The organism is Micromonospora sp. NPDC093244, assembly GCF_040683695.1.
Lineage (GTDB): Bacteria > Actinomycetota > Actinomycetes > Mycobacteriales > Micromonosporaceae > Micromonospora.
Genome location: NZ_JBFBEO010000003.1, coordinates 219,319 through 238,011, shown reverse-complemented (window position 1 = coordinate 238,011; position 18,693 = coordinate 219,319). Strand labels below are relative to the sequence as shown.

The 18,693-nt window shown below is 73.1% G+C and carries 20 protein-coding genes; 8 read left to right on the top strand and 12 right to left on the bottom strand.

The genetic code is table 11. The features are described 5' to 3' along the window. Positions 1–66: 66 nt before the first annotated feature. On the top strand, positions 67–1,896 hold the full coding sequence (locus AB0N27_RS19705; protein WP_364371467.1) for a glycoside hydrolase family 15 protein: 1,830 nt from the start codon (positions 67–69) through the stop codon (positions 1,894–1,896). 66 nt (positions 1,897–1,962) lie between these two features. Further along, positions 1,963–2,463, top strand: a complete 501-nt coding sequence (locus AB0N27_RS19700) for a metallophosphoesterase (protein ID WP_364371464.1) — start codon at positions 1,963–1,965, stop codon at positions 2,461–2,463. A 94-nt stretch (positions 2,464–2,557) separates the two neighbouring features. Here the strand turns inward: AB0N27_RS19700 and AB0N27_RS19695 are convergent, their stop codons facing one another. Further along, positions 2,558–2,773, bottom strand: coding sequence for a DUF3072 domain-containing protein (locus tag AB0N27_RS19695; RefSeq protein ID WP_364371461.1), 216 nt, complete (start codon positions 2,771–2,773; stop codon positions 2,558–2,560). Between the two features lie 91 nt (positions 2,774–2,864). Between AB0N27_RS19695 and AB0N27_RS19690 the strand changes: the two genes are divergently transcribed. Beyond that, positions 2,865–3,803 carry an FAD-dependent oxidoreductase gene (locus tag AB0N27_RS19690; RefSeq protein WP_364372125.1) on the top strand — a complete coding sequence of 313 codons (939 nt, stop codon included), beginning with the start codon at positions 2,865–2,867 and terminating at the stop codon, positions 3,801–3,803. Between the two features lie 15 nt (positions 3,804–3,818). On the opposite strand, the gene AB0N27_RS19685 is transcribed toward AB0N27_RS19690, so the two are convergent. The 3 genes from AB0N27_RS19685 to AB0N27_RS19675 form a co-directional block, all read right to left on the bottom strand. Beyond that, positions 3,819–5,114, bottom strand: a complete 1,296-nt coding sequence (locus AB0N27_RS19685) for a cation:proton antiporter (protein ID WP_364372122.1) — start codon at positions 5,112–5,114, stop codon at positions 3,819–3,821. 102 nt (positions 5,115–5,216) lie between these two features. Next, positions 5,217–5,894 carry an HAD family hydrolase gene (locus AB0N27_RS19680; RefSeq protein WP_364371458.1) on the bottom strand — a complete coding sequence of 226 codons (678 nt, stop codon included), beginning with the start codon at positions 5,892–5,894 and terminating at the stop codon, positions 5,217–5,219. A 54-nt stretch (positions 5,895–5,948) separates the two neighbouring features. Next, a complete protein-coding gene (locus AB0N27_RS19675; protein ID WP_364371456.1) occupies positions 5,949–8,087 on the bottom strand; it encodes a SpoIIE family protein phosphatase in 2,139 nt (712 codons plus the stop codon). A gap of 198 nt (positions 8,088–8,285) precedes the next feature. Between AB0N27_RS19675 and AB0N27_RS19670 the strand changes: the two genes are divergently transcribed. Further along, positions 8,286–9,095 carry a hypothetical protein gene (locus AB0N27_RS19670; RefSeq protein ID WP_364371453.1) on the top strand — a complete coding sequence of 270 codons (810 nt, stop codon included), beginning with the start codon at positions 8,286–8,288 and terminating at the stop codon, positions 9,093–9,095. A 63-nt stretch (positions 9,096–9,158) separates the two neighbouring features. On the opposite strand, the gene AB0N27_RS19665 is transcribed toward AB0N27_RS19670, so the two are convergent. Further along, positions 9,159–9,512, bottom strand: a complete 354-nt coding sequence (locus AB0N27_RS19665) for a DUF6401 family natural product biosynthesis protein (protein ID WP_364371450.1) — start codon at positions 9,510–9,512, stop codon at positions 9,159–9,161. A 156-nt stretch (positions 9,513–9,668) separates the two neighbouring features. On the opposite strand from AB0N27_RS19665, the gene AB0N27_RS19660 reads away from it, so the two are divergent. Beyond that, positions 9,669–10,118: a hypothetical protein gene (locus tag AB0N27_RS19660; protein ID WP_364371447.1), complete on the top strand. Its 450-nt coding sequence runs from the start codon at positions 9,669–9,671 to the stop codon at positions 10,116–10,118. Here the strand turns inward: AB0N27_RS19660 and AB0N27_RS19655 are convergent. Then, positions 10,115–10,324, bottom strand: a complete 210-nt coding sequence (locus AB0N27_RS19655) for a hypothetical protein (RefSeq protein WP_364371445.1) — start codon at positions 10,322–10,324, stop codon at positions 10,115–10,117. The genes AB0N27_RS19660 and AB0N27_RS19655 overlap by 4 nt on opposite strands. A gap of 158 nt (positions 10,325–10,482) precedes the next feature. Here AB0N27_RS19655 and AB0N27_RS19650 point away from each other — a divergent pair, with 158 nt between their 5' ends. Next, positions 10,483–11,742, top strand: coding sequence for an MFS transporter (locus AB0N27_RS19650; protein ID WP_364371442.1), 1,260 nt, complete (start codon positions 10,483–10,485; stop codon positions 11,740–11,742). Here the strand turns inward: AB0N27_RS19650 and AB0N27_RS19645 are convergent. From AB0N27_RS19645 to AB0N27_RS19630, 4 genes are all read right to left on the bottom strand, one after another. After that, positions 11,697–11,960 carry a hypothetical protein gene (locus tag AB0N27_RS19645; protein WP_364371439.1) on the bottom strand — a complete coding sequence of 88 codons (264 nt, stop codon included), beginning with the start codon at positions 11,958–11,960 and terminating at the stop codon, positions 11,697–11,699. The genes AB0N27_RS19650 and AB0N27_RS19645 overlap by 46 nt on opposite strands. Positions 11,961–12,072: 112 nt before the next feature. Then, a complete protein-coding gene (locus AB0N27_RS19640; protein ID WP_088947319.1) occupies positions 12,073–12,534 on the bottom strand; it encodes an SRPBCC family protein in 462 nt (153 codons plus the stop codon). Positions 12,535–12,583: 49 nt separating this feature from the next. Then, positions 12,584–13,000 carry a DUF2795 domain-containing protein gene (locus AB0N27_RS19635; RefSeq protein ID WP_354819322.1) on the bottom strand — a complete coding sequence of 139 codons (417 nt, stop codon included), beginning with the start codon at positions 12,998–13,000 and terminating at the stop codon, positions 12,584–12,586. An 88-nt stretch (positions 13,001–13,088) separates the two neighbouring features. Then, on the bottom strand, positions 13,089–14,075 hold the full coding sequence (locus tag AB0N27_RS19630) for a YihY/virulence factor BrkB family protein (protein WP_364371434.1): 987 nt from the start codon (positions 14,073–14,075) through the stop codon (positions 13,089–13,091). 159 nt (positions 14,076–14,234) lie between these two features. Here AB0N27_RS19630 and AB0N27_RS19625 point away from each other — a divergent pair, with 159 nt between their 5' ends. After that, positions 14,235–14,636 (top strand): ChaB family protein, encoded by a 402-nt coding sequence (locus tag AB0N27_RS19625; protein WP_364371431.1) that lies wholly within the window; start codon positions 14,235–14,237, stop codon positions 14,634–14,636. A 57-nt stretch (positions 14,637–14,693) separates the two neighbouring features. Here AB0N27_RS19625 and AB0N27_RS19620 read toward each other — a convergent pair whose 3' ends face one another. Beyond that, the gene (locus AB0N27_RS19620; protein WP_364371428.1) at positions 14,694–16,127 is read right to left on the bottom strand and encodes an aldehyde dehydrogenase family protein; all 1,434 of its coding nucleotides are present in this window, start codon (positions 16,125–16,127) and stop codon (positions 14,694–14,696) included. A 72-nt stretch (positions 16,128–16,199) separates the two neighbouring features. Between AB0N27_RS19620 and AB0N27_RS19615 the strand changes: the two genes are divergently transcribed. After that, positions 16,200–17,807: an NAD(P)/FAD-dependent oxidoreductase gene (locus AB0N27_RS19615; RefSeq protein ID WP_364371425.1), complete on the top strand. Its 1,608-nt coding sequence runs from the start codon at positions 16,200–16,202 to the stop codon at positions 17,805–17,807. 96 nt (positions 17,808–17,903) lie between these two features. On the opposite strand, the gene AB0N27_RS19610 is transcribed toward AB0N27_RS19615, so the two are convergent. After that, positions 17,904–18,671, bottom strand: coding sequence for a polyprenol monophosphomannose synthase (locus AB0N27_RS19610; protein ID WP_139586273.1), 768 nt, complete (start codon positions 18,669–18,671; stop codon positions 17,904–17,906). Between the last annotated feature and the right edge of the window lie 22 nt (positions 18,672–18,693).

Here is an 18,693-nt window from a genome sequence, read left to right as displayed (position 1 = left end):
CCCACCGCCCGGCCGACTGCCGTTGGGTCAGGGGAATGCGCGCGGACCGCTCGGGTAGCCAGTCGGGTGGAGAGCGGACAGATCAGCGACTACGGGTTCCTCGCCGACGGCCGCAGCGCGGCGCTCGTGGACTCCTCGGGCTCGATCAACTGGTGGTGCCCGGGCCGGTTCGACGCCCCGTCGGTGTTCGGTCGACTGCTCGACGACGGTGCCGGGCACTGGGCGATCCAGCCGGCCGTCGACTTCACCGTGCAGCGCCGCTACCTCGACGACACGCTTGTGCTGCGCACCGTGTTCCGCACCGCGCAGGGGGAGGTCGCGCTCACCGACGCGCTCGCCTTCGAGCCCGGCGCGCGCGGTCACGAGATCGGAGCGCACTCGCCGCAGGTCCTGGTCCGCAGCCTTCGAGGGCTGTCCGGCGCGGTGCCGATGCGGGTGCTCTACCGACCCCGCTTCGAGTACGGGCGCGCCATCGCGTACCTGGTCGAGCGGGACGACATGCTGGAGGCCATCGCCGGGGCCGCCCGGCTCACGCTGCGCAGCGACGTGCGGTTGAGCAGCGGCGACGGCGAGGCCACCGCGTCGTTCACCGTCCGCGCCGGTGAGACGCGCAACTTCTCCCTCGGGTACGCCCCGACCTACGACTCGCCCCTGCCCGAGGTGCCGGACGCCGACCAGACCATCGCCGACACCGTCGCCGGCTGGCGGTCCTGGGCCGAGCAGCACGACTACCAGGGCCTCTACCCGGAGCAGGTGCGGCGCAGCCGGCTCGTGGTGCAGGGCATGACGTACGGGCCGAGCGGGGCGGTGGTGGCCTCGGTGACCACCTCGCTGCCGGAGGAGGTCGGTGGGGAACGCAACTACGACTACCGCTACGTGTGGGTACGCGACTTCAGTCTCACGCTGCGGGCGCTGTGGCGGTCGGCGTGCGTCGAGGAGGTGCAGCGGCAGTTCGCCTGGTTGGGTCGGGCGATGGGTCGGGTCGATGACGAGCCGGTGCCGATCATGTACGGGGTGCTCGGCGAGCGGGACCTCACCGAGCACCGCCTGGAGCAGCTCGGCGGCTACCGCGACAGCCCACCGGTGATGATCGGCAACAACGCCTGGCAGCAGCGGCAGACCGACATCTTCGGCGAGGCGATGGACGCCGCCTGGTTGATGCGCGACAAGCTGGAGCCGATGGACCCGGAGGTGCAGCACGTCCTGCGGGTGCTCGCCGACCAGGCCGTACGGGTCTGGATGCTGCCCGACGCGGGGATGTGGGAGGAGCGCGGCGTCCAACACCACCACGTGTCCTCGAAGGTGCAGTGCTGGGTGGCGCTGGACCGGGCGGTCCGCTTCGGTGACCGGCTCGGCGGGCCGCAGGACGTGGCCCGCTGGGCGGCTGCCCGCGACGAGGTGCGCGCGGAGATCCTTGAGCGGGGCTGGAGCGAGCGGCTCCAGTCGTTCACCGGGAGTTTCGAGTCAGAAGAACTCGACGCGTCGGTGCTCGTGATGCCGTTGGTGGGTTTCCTGCGGGCCGACGACCCACGGATGCGTTCGACGATCCGCGCCGTGGAGCAGGGGCTGTCGCACGACGGGCTGCTGCGGCGCTGGGACGGCGACCCGGCCGGGTTCCTCATCTGCTCGTTCTGGCTGGTGTGCTGCCTGGCGCTGGCCGGCGAGCGGGACCGGGCACACGAGCTGTTCGGTGTGTTGGCGGGGCGGGTCAACGACCTCGGCCTGTTCGCCGAGCAGATCGACGTGCTGACCGGGGAGCAGCTGGGCAACTTTCCTCAGGCGTTCTCGCACATCGGTCTGATCAACGCCGCCGGTGTGTTGACCGACGTCGAGCGGGACCCGGTGGCGCGGGGGCTCGGCATGCCCCCGGCGCACTTCAGCCCGGTGCGTCAGTGACCAGTGCTCTCGCGGGATCGCCCGCGTCGTCGGGCGGTCGGCGGGGGTGCGGGGGACAATGTCCGCATGCGGCTGGTGCTCACGGCGGACACCCACGTACCGAAGCGGGCCCGGGACCTGCCCGAGACGCTGTGGACGGCGATCGAGGCGGCGGACGTGGTGGTGCACGCCGGTGACTGGGTCGACGAGGCGCTGCTCGACGCGATGCTCGCACGGTCGCGGCGGCTGATCGGCGTGTACGGCAACAACGACGGCCCGGCGCTGCGCGCCCGGCTGCCCGAGGTCGCCCGGGTGGACCTCGACGGCCTGCGGGTCGCCGTGGTGCACGAGACCGGGCCCCGGACCGGACGCGAACAGCGGTGCGCGGCGCGTTACCCCGACGTCGACCTGCTCGTGTTCGGGCACTCGCACATCCCCTGGGACACCGAGGCGCCTGGCGGCCTGCGCCTGCTCAACCCCGGCTCACCCACCGACCGCCGCTCCCAACCGCACGCCACCTACCTGGAAGCCGAGATCACCGACGGCCGCCTGACCGGCGTGCGCCTGCACCGCCTGCCCCGCCCCTGACACACCCCGGCGACCGTGCGCTCGCTGCCGTTCCGTGCCCTGTCGGCCGGTCCGGCGCGACAGCGGGCGCACGATCGCCGGGGCGGGGGAGGGACTACCGGCCCCGGCCGGTCTCGGCCTGGAGCTCGTCGATCCGCTTGGACGCCTCGGCCTTGGTGAGGTCGTCAGGAAGATCCTCGTCGGCCTCCCGGGCGAGCGTCTTCAGGTAGGACTCCTGCGCGGCCGTGGGCGGCTCGTCGCCGGTGACCCACTCGTCCGGGTCCTTGATCGCGCCGCGCGGGTCGGCCTGTTCGTTGCTGCGGTCCGTCATCGTCATCACCCTTTCTTCGAACAGGTGTGCCAGTACCCCGATCATCGGTGGTTCATGCCCACCCGCCGCCGCCTACGATCAGCCGATGAGCGTGACGGTCGTGGGAGCGGGCATCGCCGGAGTGGCCTGCGCGGTGGAGCTGACACGTGCGGGCGTGCCGGTGCGGCTGCGCGAGCGGGGGCACGTCTGCGGCGGCCGGATGGCCAGCAAACGCTTCGACGGGCGCCCCGCCGACATCGGTGCCGCGTACTTCACCGTCAGCGACCCGGACTTCGCAGTCGTCGTCGAGCGGTGGCGCTCCGCCGGTCTGGTCCGGGAGTGGACCGACACCTTCCAGGCGTACGACAGGCAGGGGCGCCACAATGTGCCCGGGCCGATGCGCTTCGCCGCGCCGCGCGGGCTCCGCTCGCTCGTCGAGGACCTGGCCGCCCCGCTGCCGGTGACAGTCGACCGGCTGGTGCTTGGCGTCGATCCCGGGCCGGTCGTGGACGGCGAGCCGTGCGCGGCAGTCGTCCTGGCCATGCCCGGCCCGCAGGCCGCGCTGCTGCTCGCCCCGGCCCTCGCCGACGCCACCCGGGCCGTGCAGGCGCAGAGCTGGTCACCGGCGCTCGCCGCCGTGCTGCGCTTCCCGAGCCGCCGCTGGCCCGACTTCGGCGGCGCGTTCGTCAACGACCACCCGGTGCTCAGCCTCGTCTGCGACGACGGCGACCGGCGCGGCGACGACGCGCCGGTGCTTGTCGCGCACACGGTTCCCGCGTTCGCCAGCGGTCACCTCGCCCAGCCCACCGGGGCCGGGCCGGCGATCGCGCAGGCCGTACGGGACCTGCTGGGGCTGCCCGAGCAGGCCACCGACGTGCACGTGCACAGGTGGACGTACGCGGCCCCAACCGGCGGTACCGACGGCCAGACCTTCCACCTGGACGCCGACGGGATCGGCCTGGCCGGTGACGCCTTCGGCAAGCCCCGGGTGCAGACCGCCTGGCGTTCCGGACGGGACCTCGGCCGGGCGCTGGCCGCCCGCCTCGCCTGAGGGGTCGTCGCCCGCTCAGCCGTGTCCGGCGGCGGCGACGGGCTGGGCGGAGGAGTCCCGTTCGGCGGGGTCGGACGTCCGTTCGCCCTCGCGGTCCAGCAGCTGCATGACCGGGGTCGCCGTGATGCCGTGCACCACCACCGACACGAGCACCACCAGCCCGACCGTGGCCCACAGCAGTTCCGCCTGCGGAAAGTCGGCCTTCGTGGTGGCGTACGCGAGGTAGTAGAACGAGCCCACCCCGCGGATGCCGAACAACGAGATCACCCAGTGCTCGGCGGGACGTCCCGGAGCCCCGCGCAGCGACAGCCAGCCCGTCAGCGGCCGGATCAGGAACACCAGCGCCAACCCGACCGTGGCCGCCTGCCACGTCAACGGGGCGAGCAGCCCGCCCACGATCGCGCCGCCGAGCAGGAGCAGCAGCACAAGCGTGAGCAGTCGTTCGATCTGTTCGGCGAAGTCGTGCAGCACCGCGTGGAACTCGTGGGTCCGCTCCGCCGCCCGGATCGCCCGGGCAGCCACGAACACCGCGAGGAAGCCGTACCCGCCGACCACCTCGACCAGGCCGTACGCCAGGAACGTGGCGGCCAACGCGAGGAAACCCTCGGCGTGCCGGGCCAGCCGCAGCTTGCTGGGCGCCCGGAAGAAGAGCTTGCCGAGCAGCCAGCCGATGAGCAGGCCGCCGCCGACACCGACGGACACCTTCCACAGCACGTCCACTGTGAACCACTCCGCCAGCCAGTCGCCCGGGGCGAGACTCGTCGAGGCGATGGCGATCGCCGCGTAGACGAACGGGAACGCCAACCCGTCGTTGAGGCCGGCCTCGGAGGTCAGTGCGAAGCGGACCTCGTCCTCGGAGTCCTCGACATCGGTCGGTTCACCGACCTGCACGTCGGCGGCGAGCACCGGGTCGGTCGGGGCCAGCGCAGCGCCCAGCAGCAGCGCCGCCGCCGGAACCAGGCCCGCCCACCACCAGCCGAGCAACGCGACTGCCGCGATGCACAGCGGCATCGCGATGGCCAGCAGCCGCCAGGTCGACGACCAGCGGGCCCAGCTCAACGGGCGGTCGATCTTGAGCCCGGCGCCCATCAGGGCGACGATCACCCCGATCTCGGTGAGGTGGGTGGCCAGCGCCGGATGGGCCAGCGGGTCCGGTGTGGGCAGACCCACCGGCAGCAGGAAGACAAGCATGCCGAGGCCCAGAAAGGCGATGGGCATGGACAGTGGACGGTGCTCCAGCACCCGGGGCAGGATCCCTGCGAGCAGAGCACCCAGACCCACCAGAGCGAACGCCACGTCTACCGGCTCCACCATGCCACCTTCCGCCCGCGCCCACTGGTTGCGGGCAGGTGGTGACCATGCCCCGGCGGAACTCCGGCTATGCGTACGCGGCCCGACCAACCCGAGTGGACTTCACCTCGCGCGGGTCAGGGGAGAGGTGGACAGCTCGGCGAGCAGGGCAGCCGGGTCGTCGTACACCGCCACCGCCCCGGCGCCGGCCAACTCTCCGCGGCTGGTGCCGCCGCAGGTCAGGCCCACACACGGGATGTCGAGCTTGCCGGCCGCCGCGACGTCCCACACCGAGTCGCCGACGAAGACCACCCGCTCGGCGTCCAGTCCGGACTGCTCCAGCGCGGCCACCAGGATGTCCGGGGCCGGCTTGCTCTGCTCCGCGTCGGCCGAGGAGGTGACGGTGTCCACGACGTCGTCGGCGCCCAGCGCCCGGCGTAGCGCGCCGACCTCGTGCTCCGACGCGCTTGTCGCCAGCACCACCCGCAGGCCCCGCTCGGCGCAGGCGCGCAGCAGGTCAGCCGCCCGGGGCAGTGGCGTGAGGCGTTCCCAGTACTCGGCGTACAGGGTGTCGTGCGCGTCGCGCAGTTTCTGGTCGGCGTCGCGGTCCCGCTCCGGGCCGAGCAGATGATCGAGGAGCTTGTCCGCGCCCATCCCGATGGACCGGTGCACTGTCGCCATCGGCACCGGCTGGTCGGTCTGGCGCAGCGCCTCCCACCAGGACACGGTGTGCAGATAGGTGGTGTCGACGAGGGTGCCGTCGACGTCGAAGAGGACGCCCGCGAGTCGGTCAGTGGCCATGCGCATCCCCCTACCCGCTGGGCGGTCGGCTGATTCGTGCGGGCGCCCGCTCCGTCAGCGGCGCTCCACGGCCGGAACGAGGATCTCGAACCACACCGTGGAGCCGCGGACCGTCGGATCCGTGCCCCAGGCGTCGCTGAGCTGCTCGATCAGCCCGAGACCACGGCCCCGACTGCTCAACGTGTCGGTGCGGGTACGGGTCACGGTGCCCCGGGTACCGGTGTCGGCGACCGAGACCAGCAGCCGCTCCGGGCTGAGGTCGATCTCCACCCGGGCGGCGGTGCCCGCGTGCAGGAGGGCGTTGGTGGTCAACTCGCTCGTGCAGAGCACCGCCGCGCCGATCACCGACTCGGGCACCTGCCACTCGGTGAGCTGGCCGGTCATCCAGTGCCGTACCCGACTCGGCGCGGTCGGCTCCGCCGGCACCTCCATGCTCGCCGAACGGCTCGGCTTGAGCGCGTGCTCGACCGCGAGGACTGCCACGTCGTCCTCGGTGCCACCGGGCACGGCGGCGGTGGCCACCGCGCACAGCGCGCGCGGATCACTGCTGGCGGCCTTCGCGACGGCGTCGACGAGGGAGTCCAGTCCGGCGGTGAGACTCTGCCGACGGCGCTCCACCACACCGTCGCTGAAGAGCAGCAGGGTGTCGCCGGGACGGAGCGGCACGGTGGCGGTGACCGGCCGGCCGCCGAGCCCCAGCGGAGGGCCGGCCGGCAGGTCCACGTACTCGGCGCGGGAACGGCCGTCCGGGTCGCTGCGGCGGATCAGCGGGGCCGGATGACCGGCGCTGGCGAGGGTGACCTGCCGACGGTCCGCGTCGACGACGCCGAACACCACTGTGACGAACAGTTCGTCGGTGCCGGCCTCCGCGCCGAGGCTGGTCACCAGCCGGTCCAGTCCGGCCAGCACCGCGTCCGGGGCCGGGTCGGCCAGGGCCAGCGCCCGCAGTGCCGCGCGGACCTGTCCCATCCGCGCCGCCGCCTGCACGTCGTGCCCGGCCACGTCGCCGAGCACCACGCCGAGATCGCCGGTGGGCAGCAGGAACGCGTCGTAGAAGTCCCCGCCCGCGGCGTTGCCGTCCACCCCCGGGTCGTAGCGGGCCGCGATCCGCAGCCGGGGCAGGTCCGGCAGGTGCGCCGGCAACATGCTGCGTTGCAGCAACTGGGCGGTGCCGTGCTGGGTCTCGAAGCGACGCGCCCGCTCCGCCGCCTGGCCGATCAGCTCGCAGGACGCGGCGAGCAACGCCCGCTCGGCGGCCGACCAGGCGTGTGTCGCCTGGAAGCCGACCGCCAGCCCGCCGCGCACCACGGAGGTGCCCAGCGGCAGGGCCGCCATCGACCGGATCTTCTGATCGTGGCGGTCGACAGCGGTCTCGCGCAGCGGCTGCCCGTCACGCAGGAACGAGGGGTCACCGGCCCGCGCCACCCGCACCACGGGGGCCGACCAGTCCGCCGGTACGCGCCGCCACAGCGGCGGGAGGCGCTCGTCGGCCTCGTCCATCAGCTCGCCGCGCACCCGGCGCACCGTCCGCCAACCGCCGCCGCCCTCGTCCACCGCGAACGCCACCTGGTCGGCGTCGAAGGCGTTTATCGTGTGCCGCAGCGCCACCCGGGCCACGTCGTCGAGGGTGAGCGTGCCGGCGAGCGCGGCTGCCACCTCGCTGAGGCTCTGCAACTGCTCGGTGACGTGGGTGGTCTCGGCGGCCACCGTCAACATGCCGACGATCCGCCCGGCGCTGTCGCGCACCGGCGAGTAACCCCTGGTGAAGACCGCCTGCTCCGCCACTGCGGCGTGCTCGCGCACCAGGGGGACCGTCGACTCCTTCTCCAGGAACGACACGCCCTGCCGGTAGGTCCGCTCGATCACCTCACCGACGCCGGGCAGCGCCCAGACCTCCGCGTACACCTCGGCGGCCGGGCGGCCCAGGGCGTCGGGGTGTCTGCTGCCCAGCAGTTCGGCGTACCCGGCGTTGTAGAGCAGCACGAGATCGTCGCCGTACGCCAGTGCCATCGGCATCGGCGAGGCGAGGATCAGCTCGATCACGGCCCGGACCGACGGATCCCACGCCTCGGGTGGGCCCAGCGGGGTGCTGGCCCAGTCGTGGGCGAGGACGCCCGCGTCCGCCCCCGCTCCGGTGGATGCGCCGGGGACCGGAGTTGCTGGCGTGGGGACTCGCCCGACCGTTCCTGGCATGTCCGCAGCCTATCCGGCCCCGCGAAAACGACATCCGATCATGGCGGCGGGTCGTCGTGGGCGCCGCCGTGGTGGCTGTTCGGCCAGTTCAGGATACTTCTCCGCCGGCTTGTCGGAAAAAACTCCGCGAGCCGCGCGGACTGCCGCACCCCCGGCCGGGTATGCGCCCGGCGCAGTCCATGCGACAGGAGGGACGTCATGCTGAAAACCCTCGCGGTCCGGCAGGCCGACATCGGCGATGCCATCGCCGACACCTGGAGGTCGGTGCTGCTCTTCATCCCGAAGGCAGTGGCCTTCATCGTCATCCTCGTGGTCGGCTGGCTCATCGCCAGAGCCGTCCTCAAGATCGTCGATACGGTGCTAGAACGGGTGCACTTCGACGAAGCGGTCGAACGCGGAGGCATCAAACGGGCCCTGGAGAGAACGAAGTACGACGCCAGCGACATTCTGGCCAGACTGGCGTACTACGCGGTACTGCTGTTCACGCTGCAGTTCGCGTTCGGAGTCTGGGGTCCCAACGCGATCAGTGACCTGATCAGCGGCGTGGTGGCCTGGCTGCCGCGGGCCTTCATCGCGATCGTCATCGTGGTGGTGGCTGCGGCGATCGCCAACGCCGTCCGGGATCTGGTCACCGGGGCGCTGGGCGGGCTCTCGTACGGCAAGGTCCTGGCCGACCTGACGGCGATCTTCATCATCGCCCTCGGCGTGATCGCCGCGCTGAACCAGGTGGGCATCGCCACCACGGTTACCACTCCGGTGCTGATCGCGGTGCTCGCCACGGTGGCCGGCATCCTGATCGTCGGTGTCGGCGGTGGTCTGGTGAAGCCGATGCAGAAGCGCTGGGACGGCTGGCTGGACCGGGCCGCGCGGGAGGCGCGGGCGGTGCAGCAGCAGCGTCAGGCCACGGCGGCCGGGCGCAGCGACATGGAGCGGCAGATGGCCGACCGCGGCGGCGACCGCACCCAGGCCATTCCCCGGGTCGACGAGGCCCAGCAGTACCGCCCGTAGCGGCCGGGTCGTACCGGGAAGAGGGTGTTCGCGCGTCCGCGTGGGCACCCTCTTCCGCGCGGCTCAGGCCCCGTCGAGTGAACGGGCCAGCGCGCAGACGGCGAGCAGTCGGGCGAGCGGCCACTCCGGTTCGCTCCAGTCCACCGGGCCGTGTGGCGGGGTCCACCCGTGCTCCAGGGCCGCTTCGCGCAGGCCCTCGGCGTAGCCGGCGAGGGACGCGGCCGTCAGGGGCTGCCGGTCGCCGTCGAGGCTGTCCCGTACGGCCGCGGCGTGCTGGTCGACGAGGGCGAGCAGCCCGGGGCGGGTGGCGGCGGCAGCGAGCCCGACGGTGCCCACGGAGACGGTGAGGGCGGCCAGGGTGGACCGCGCCGAGTCGACGGCGGTACGGGAGGCGACCCGGGTGAACGGCACACGCATGGTGACCGAGGCTAACCGACAGGTGAGCGGACCGGCCTCGGCCGCTCGGCGGGTGTCGGCCACGCCACTGGACGACCCGGGCTGGCCGCGAGGGTTGATCCGGCACAGACGGGGCAGCAGGAGAACCACGGCACACACCAGAGCACGGAGGCACCCATGGGACAGCGAGCGGACGCGCCGGACGAGCGGCACCGCCGGCCGGACGGGGTGAGCGACGAGACGGTCGCCGCCCTGGGCAAGCTCAGCGAGGCGATGGAGTGCGTGGAGAGAGCCCGGGGGCACCTGTACTCGCTGCACCAGCTGATCGGGCACGCCGACCTGATGCTCGACGACGCCGTGGAGCAGTTCCGCGCGGCCGGGCACCAGCGGCTCGCCGACCGGATCGCCACCGAGCTGGTGGGTCGCAATGTCATCGCCGGACGGTGGACGTTCCAGATCGTCGAGGACTTCGACGACGGCTACCACGCGCTGTTCCGGGAGCTGGACCAGCAGGCCCGGGACGAGTTGGTGGGTGGGCGGCGGCACCTCTACGAGGCCGAGATGAAGGAGCGCCGCCGCAGCCCGGGCAGGCCGGGGCACGAGGCCCGGCCCACCAGCGGCGGCTAGTCCCCTGTCGCGCCGGCGGGCCGACGCCGCGCCGCGTCGTCAGCGATGATCACGGTGGCCACCATCAGCGCGACGCAGAGGCTGAACAGCCAGGAGTCGTCGGAGACGAGTCGGGCCGAGACCGGCGCCTGGAGCGCGGCGAGCAGGAAGCCGAGCCAGGCGAGCCGGCGCTGACGCGTGGAGAGGATTCCGGAGCCTTGATGCATTCCGAAATTCTTACGCGAATAAGCCGGCTTGCCGTCCTCCGATCGGCCGATTCTGGATGAGCTGTCCGTTTTCTCGACCGTCCGGACACCAGTTCTTGCCGTGGGAGGTCCGTGGCCGGCGGTGCCGGTAAGGTGCGCCTGCGGCAGGATGCTGTTCCGTGTCCACCGCACCCGCGCCCCGCGCGTCCCTGCTGCTGCTGGCCTACCTCGCGTTCGTCAGTCTCGGCCTGCCCGACGGCCTGCTCGGCGTCGGCTGGCCCTCGATCCGGGCGGACTTCGAGGTGCCGACAAAGGCCGTCGGGCTGCTGCTCACCGCCGGCACCGTCGGCTACCTGACCTCAAGCGTGCTGGCCGGGTTCACGCTCGCCCGGGTCGGGGTGGGCGCGCTGCTCGCCGGCAGCACCCTGCTGGCCAGCCTGGCGCTGACCGGCTACACGGTGAGCCCGGGGCTCGCCGTGATCGTCGTCTGCGCGCTGCTGCTCGGGCTGGGCTCCGGCGCGATCGACTCCGGGCTCAACGCGTACGCCGCCGGGGCGTTCGGCCCGCGACACATGAACTGGATGCACGCGTTCTTCGGCCTGGGCGTGGCGATCGGTCCGCTGATCATGACCGGTGCGTTGAGCGCCGGGCTGGCCTGGCGCTGGGGGTACGGCATCGTGGCCGCCGCCCAGCTCGCCCTCGCCACCGCGTTCGCGCTCACCGTGCGCGCCTGGCGCCGCGCCCCCACCGATCCGAGCGCCGCGCCGGCACCGACCACTCCGGCGGTGCGCGTGCCGGTACGCGCCACGCTGCGCCTGCCTGCGGTCTGGTCGGGAACTGTCGGTTTCGCGCTGTACGTGGCCATCGAGGTGTCCGCCGGCCTGTGGGCGTTCCTGCTGCTCACCGAGGGGCGCGGTCTCAGCGCTGCTGCGGCCGGCGGCTGCGTGTCCGCGTACTGGGGGAGTCTCTTCGTGGGCCGGGTGGTGCAGGGAGTGGTCGCCGAGCGGCTGGGCACGCGGCTCGTGCTGCGCGCCAGCCTGGCCGGGATGGTCGTCGGTGCGGCGCTGATCGCCGTACCCGGGTCGGCGGCCCTGGCCGTCGTCGGCCTGGTCGTGGTCGGCTTCGCCGCCGCTCCGGTGTTCCCGCTGCTCACCCTCACCACCGCCGACCGGGTCGGCGCGGCCCACGCGGACCGCGCCATCGGCCTGCAGATCGGCGCCGCCGGGCTGGGTGCCGCGCTCGTCCCCGGTGGGCTCGGCGTCCTGATCGACGCCCTGTCGGTGCAGGTCCTCGGGCCGGCCCTGGTGGTGCTCGCGGTGGCGCTGTTCGTGCTGTACGAGCTGGGCGCCCGCCGGCCCGCGCGGCCGGTCGGCCACCCGGGGCCCGAGTCGGCTCAGCCGTTGTCCGGTCCGGTCCGGCCGGTGGTGGAGGGGCGGTAGGCGCGCTCCGGGTCGGTCGGCTCCCGGCCGGCGCCCCGGGCCTGCCCGGCGCGGTCGGCCGCCGCCGGCCCGTGCCCGAACGCGGCCTCCTCACCGGCGTCGTTTCCTGTCACGTCGTCGGCCTGCCCGTCGAGGCTGGAGCCCGACACGGCGCGTTCCAACTCCTCAAGTGGGAGCCGTTCCTCGTCCCGCCACACCCTGATGTTGTCGTCGGTCATGTCCTCAGCCGTACCCCGGCGCGATGATCGCAAACGGCGCCGCGCGGGCGGGCTCGGACAGGGCGATGGCCGCCGGGAACTCCGGCGGCCATCGCGTGGGTGGTACTGGGGATCACGGCTGCGGGCGGTCCACCGACCCGCGCCAGGCGCCGGTCTCCTGACCGCGCCGCTCGATGAAGGTCTTGAACCGCTCCAGGTCGCCCTTGGCCCGCCGGTCGACGATGCCGAGCTTGTCACCGGCCTGCTCGACCACCCCGTGCGGCTCGAACTCGAGCTGGAGGGTGACCCGGGTCTTGTCCTCGTCCAGGCGGTGGAAGGTCACCACACCGGCCTGCTGCGTGCCGCCCGTGGAACGCCAGGCCACCCGCTCGTCGGGCAGCTGCTCGGTGATCTCGGCGTCGAACTCCCGCTTCACCCCGGCGATGTCCACAGTCCAGTGGGTCATCGTGTCGGAGAGCTGCCGAACCTCCTGCACACCCTCCATGAACTGGGGGAACTCCTCGAACTGCGTCCACTGGTCGTAGGCGGTGCGGACGGGTACGGCAACATCGACGTGTTCGGTAACGCCACTCATCTGGGAACCTCCTTCGGCCGCTGAGCGCTCGGATCGGGGGCGATCCGGCTCACCAGCGGGTGGTCTCGTTCTTGTGGCCGAGCGCGGCCCACACCTCGGAGACGGTCTGGTACTCGGTGCCCTCGGGCAACCGCTCCAGGGCCGCCAGGATGTCGTCCGGCGCCTCGTTCTCGCGCGCGCTGGCGATGAGGACGAGGCGGTCGCCCGGCAGAGCGCTCATCGAGATGAACCGGCCGAGCCGGCTGCGCTGCTCGACATCAGCGGAACTCATCCCCTGTGGGGTGCCGGTGCGCAGGTCGCCGGCCGGGGCGGTGGTCGTCTCCGGCTGGTCCTCGCCCGCCGGCTCCGGCACCCGCGACTCGTCGACCCGAGAGCCCCCGGTCCCCGGCCCCTGTACGAGGCCGCTGACCTCCTGGCTCATCTGCTCGTCGATCCTCGGTCCGTGCTTGCTGTTGCCACGCTCCATGCCTTCTGCGCTACCCGGCACCGGGGCCGGTAAACCGGCACCCGATGACGAACCGGCCCCCGGACCGGACATCCGGGGCCAGGGCGGCTCAGTCGTCGGCGGGCTTGCGGGGCGGCAGCACCGGTTCCTCCGGGTCCGGGTCGCCGGCCTGCAACTGCCGCCCGCGCTGCACCTCGGCGTTGATCTGCACGCCCAGCATCAGCGCCGAGTTCGACAGGTAGAGCCAGACGAGGAACGCGATGGCCGCGCCGAGGCTGCCGTACGTGGCGTCGTACGAGGCGAAGTTGGCCACGTACAGACCGAACCCGAAGGAGACGAGCGCCCAGGAGACGAGCGCCACCGCGCCGCCCGGGGTGAGCCAGCGGAACCGGGGCTGGCGCACGTTCGGGGCGATCCAGAACAGCAGCGACAGCAGCACCATCATGATCATGGCGAGGACGGGCCACTTCGCCACGCTCCACACCCTGCGGGCCAGGCCGCCGGCGTTGACCAGGTCGCCTACCGCGTCGGTGACCGGACCACTGACGATCAGCCCGAGGGCGACCACCGCGAGGAGCACAAGCGTGATCGCGGCCAGACCGATCTGCAACGGCCGCAGCTTCCACACCGCCCGACCCTCGGTCACCCCGTAGATGGCGTTGGAGGCCCGGGTGAACGCCCCGATGAAGCCCGACGCCGACCACAGCGCGCCGAGCAGACCGAAACTCAGCAGCAGCTTGGGATTGCTCTGTTCGACCACCACCGACCGGATCACCCCGACCACGCCACCCTCGTCGTCGGTGAGCACCGACCCGGCGCCCACCTGGTTGGCGAGGTCGACCACAGTGTCCACGGTCCGCTCACCGGAGGACACCAGGCCGACCAGGGCCACCACCACGATTGCCGACGGGAAGAGCGCCAGGACGCCGTAGTACGTCAACGCGGCGGCCCAGTCCGAGCAGTTGTCGGTGACGAAGTTCCGCACGCTGCGGACCAGCACGCCACGCCAGGTCCGCCAGTTCAACTGGCGCACCCGCCGGGGCAGCCGTGCGCCGGAGGTGCCGCCGAGCGTCGTACCCGACTCCGTGGTCGTCATGCCCGCTCCCATGTGCGCCCGGCCGCCGGACGACCGGTCGTCCGGTCGGGCCTGGCCCGGCCGGTACCCGCGCCGGGAAATCGACAAACCCGCCAGGCTGTTTGCCCGCGGGTGTCCGGGGAACGACAGGGGAATCTGACCAACACGGAGGAGGACGAGATGCCCGGGCGCGAGGACATGCCCAGCACGCTGCGACGCTCCCCGGACAAGGCGCAGCGCACCTGGGAGAAGACGCACGACTCGGCGGTGGAGACCTACGGCGAGGGGGAGCGGTCGCACCGCACCGCCTTCGCCGCGGTGAAGCACGAGTTCGAGAAGGTGGGCGACCACTGGGAGCCCAAGGGCCGCAAGGGCCCGAGCGACGCGCAGGCGGCCGGCGGTGGGCCGGAACGCCGCGCGCCCACCGCCGGCGGGGTGGACGCCAACGCCACCAAGGACCACCTGATGTCGGTGGCCCGCAAGCTGGACGTACCCGGCCGGTCCAGCATGACCAAGCCGGAGCTGGTCAAGGCCATCGAGAAGGCGAACGACCGCGCCACCCGCAAGGCCCGCGGCGACTGAACACCGACGACGGTACGCACGGGCGGACGCGGCACCGTCGCGTCCGCCCGTGCCTCGTCACCAGTGCCCGCCGGCCGGCGCCTCGATGTGCACCGCCTTCGTCGCGGTGAACTCGTCGAGCAGCTCCGGGCCGTACCCGAAGCCCTGCCCGCTGGCGCGACGTGGATGCGCGGCGCCGCCCGGTGCCCCGCCGAACACCGAGTTGACCTTCACCGTCCCCACCGGCAGCTCCCGCCACGCCCGCTGCGCGTGGGTCATCGAGGCGGTGAGCACAGTGGCGGCCAGCCCGTACGGGGAGTCCGCCGCACAGCGCAGCGCCTCCTCGTACGAGTCGACGACCACCACAGGGGCGACCGGCCCGAACGTCTCCTCCCGCACCACCGGCATGTCGTGCCGGCAGTCGGTGACCACAGTGGCCGGGTAGAACGCCCCCGGCCCGTCCGGCACCTCACCACCGACGCGGACCCGCGCACCCGCCGCCACGGCCGCCGCGACCTGCCCGTGCACGTGATCCCGGTGCCGCCTGTCGACAAGTGGACCGAGTTGGGTGGCCGGGTCCCGCCCCGGCCCGGTCCGCAGCGCGCCCGCCCGTCGTACCAGCGCCGCCACGAAGTCCTCGGCCACGTCCCGGTGCACGTAGATCCGCTCCACCGCGACGCAGATCTGCCCGGCGTTGGCGAACGCGCCGAGCGCCGCCTGCTCCGCCGCCCACTCCGGGTCCACGCCCGCGTCGACGACGAGCGGGTCGCTGCCACCGTTCTCCAGCAGCACCTTCGCGCCGGTGCGGGCCGCCGCCGCGGCGATGGCCCGCCCGGTCGCCGTGGAACCCACGTGCGCCACCACGTCGACCTCCTGGGCGGCCAGCGCCGCACCGACCTGCGGCCCGCCGGTGAGCAGCGACAGCACCCCGGCCGGCAGCGCCTCGTCCAGCGCCCGCGCCAGCAGCCAACCCGTCGCCGGCGTCCGTTCGCTGGGCTTGTAGAGCACCACGTTGCCGGTGACCAGGGCCGCGCCGAGCAGCCCGCAGGAGACCGCCACCGGGTCGTTCCACGGGGTGATCGCGGCCACCACGCCGCGCGGCTGCGGGGTCATGAAGTCAAGCGCGTCCTGTGCGCCGTTGAGCGTCCGTCCGCCGCGCAGCGGGGCCAGCTCCGCGTACTGTCGCAGGGTGCCGATGCCCGCCTCGACGCCGCCGCGGGCGTCCGCCAGGGGTTTGCCCATCTCCGCCGTGACCGCCGCCGCCAGCTCGTCGGTGGCCGCCGCCACCGCGTCCGCGGCGCGGTGCAGCGCCGCCGCCCGCGCGGCCGGCGCGGTCGCCGCCCACTGGTCCGCCGCGCCGCGCGCCGCCTGTGCCGCCTTGCCGACCTCGTCGGCGGTGGCCACCGGCGCCGCGCTGACCGGCGAACCGTCCGCCGGGTCGTGCACGACCAGCTCACCGCCGTCGCCGCCCGCACCCCACACCCCGCCCACCAGCTGCGCAACCGTGTACATGCGGCGCTGGATGCCCGGGCCCGGGCGAGGCAAACGCGTTTCGCCCGGTTGCGCGCCGGGTAGCCGGATCGGATGACTACCACCGGCGCGCAGAGCGCGGACGCCGTCGTCGTCGGGGCGGGTCACAACGGGCTGGTCGCGGCCAACCTGCTTGCCGACGCCGGATGGGACGTGGTCGTGCTGGAGGCCACCGCCGTGCCCGGCGGGGCCGTCCGCTCCGGCGAGGTGACCGCGCCCGGCTACCTCAGCGACCTCTACAGCTCCTTCTACCCCCTGGGGTACGCCTCGCCGGTGCTGCGCGGGCTCGATCTGGGCCGGCACGGCCTGTCCTGGCGGCACGCCCCGGACGTGCTGGCGCACCTGCTGCCCGACGGGCGGGCCGCGGTGATCAACCGGGATCCGGACGTCACAGCCGCCTCGCTCGAGCAGTTCGCCCCTGGTGACGGCAAGCGCTGGCTCAACGCGTACACCGACTGGCTCGACGTGGCTGAGCCGATGCTGGACACCATCACCACGCCGTTCCCGCCGGTACGCGGCGGGCTGGGTCTGCTGCGCCGGCTGCGGATCGCCGGCGCGCTACGGCTGGCCCGGCGGCTCGTGGTGCCGGTGCGAAAGCTCGGCGACGAACTCTTCGACGGCCCCGGCGGGCCGGCCCTGCTGGCCGGCTGCGCCCTGCACACCGACCTGTCCCCGGAGGAGGCCGGCTCCGGGGTGTACGGGTGGCTGCTGGCCATGCTCGGTCAGCAGGTTGGCTGGCCGGTCCCCGACGGCGGCGCGCAGCAGATCACCAACGCGCTCGTCGACCGCCTCCAGGAGCGCGGCGGGACGATCATCTACGGCGCCGCCGTCGACCGGGTGCTCACCGCCCGAGGCCGGGCGATGGGCGTCCGCACCGTCGGCGGGGCGCTGTGGCGGGCCCGCCGGGCCGTGCTCGCCGACGTGCCGGCCCCCGCGCTCTACCTCGACCTGGTCGGCGCGGCGGCGCTGCCGTCCCGGCTGGTCGAGGACCTGGCGCACTTCCGCTGGGACGGCTCGACGCTCAAGGTGGACTGGGCGCTCTCCGCGCCGGTGCCGTGGACGAACCGGCAGGTGGCCGGCTCGGGCACCGTGCACCTCGGCGCGGACCTGAACGGGCTCACCCACTACGCCGGCGAGCTGGCCCGAGGCGAGCTGCCCCGCGACCCGTTCCTGCTGGTGGGGCAGATGTCGGTGGCCGACCCGAGCCACTCCCCGCCGGGCACCGAGTCGTTGTGGGCGTACACCCACCTGCCGTTCCGGCGGGACTGGCGGGCCGACGACGTCGTCGGGCACGTGCAGCGGATGGAGGACGTGCTGGAGGCGGCGGCCCCGGGCTTCCGGCAACTGATCGTGGGCCGGCACGTGGCCGGGCCGGCCGACCTGGAGAAGGAGAACCCGAGCCTGGTCGGCGGTGCGCTCGGCGGTGGCACGGCCGCCGCGTACCAGCAGCTGTTCCTGCGTCCGATCCCCGGCCTGGGCCGCGCGGACACCCCGGTGGACCGGCTCTTCCTGGCCAGTTCGTCGGCGCACCCCGGGGGCGGGGTGCACGGCGCGCCAGGCGCGAACGCGGCCCGCGCTGCGCTGGCCCGCGACCGCGCGCTCACCGGCCGCGCCTACGCCGCCGCAATCGCCCAGGCCCACAAAGCCGTCTACCCCACCTAAGCCCACCGGCCCCCAGACCCGGTTGATCAAGAGGTTTGCGTCGGTGTCCGGCCCGGATCTGACGCAAGCCTCTTGATCAACCAGATGGGGGCGGGGTCAGCGGGTGATGTTGCGGTGCTTGTTGCGGAGGCGGAAGGGCATCAACGCACTCTCGATCTTGGTGGCGGTGGTCATCTTCGACTCGCCGTCGCGCCGCTCCTCGAAGCGGATCGGCACCTCCAGGATCGTGTGCCCCAGCTTGGTGGCCAGGTAGTGCATCTCCACCTGGAAGCTGTAGCCGTTGGACTGCACCCGGTCCAGGCCGATGTCCCGCAGGGCGTCCGCCCGCCAGATCTTGAAGCCGGCCGTCAGGTCCCGGATCCGCACCCGCAGCAGGGTGTGCACGTACAGGTTCGCCCAGCCGCTGAGCGCCCGGCGGTACAGCGGCCAGTTCTCGTCCAGCTCGCCACCGGGCACGTACCGGGAACCGATCACCACGCCGGCCTGGGTGGAGAGCAGGGCACCGAGCATCCCCGGCAGCGCCTCCGGCGGATGCGACAGGTCGGCGTCCATCTGGGCCACGTACTCGGCGCCACCGTCGAGGGCACGCCCGATCCCGTCCACGTAGGCCCGGCCCAGGCCCTCCTTGCCGGCCCGGTGCACCACCTCGATCCGATCCGGGTGCTCGATGGCCAACTTGTCGGCCACCTCGCCGGTGCCGTCGGGGGAGTTGTCGTCGGCGACGAGGATGCGCAGCCCCGGCAGCGGCAGCGCGAGCAGCCGCTCGACCAGCGCCGGGAGGTTGCCCGCCTCGTTGTAGGTGGGCACCACGACGGTCAGGCGTGCGTCCCGCCACGGCGACGGCAGCTGCACGGGCTCGATCATGTCGGACATCCTCGGTTTGCGG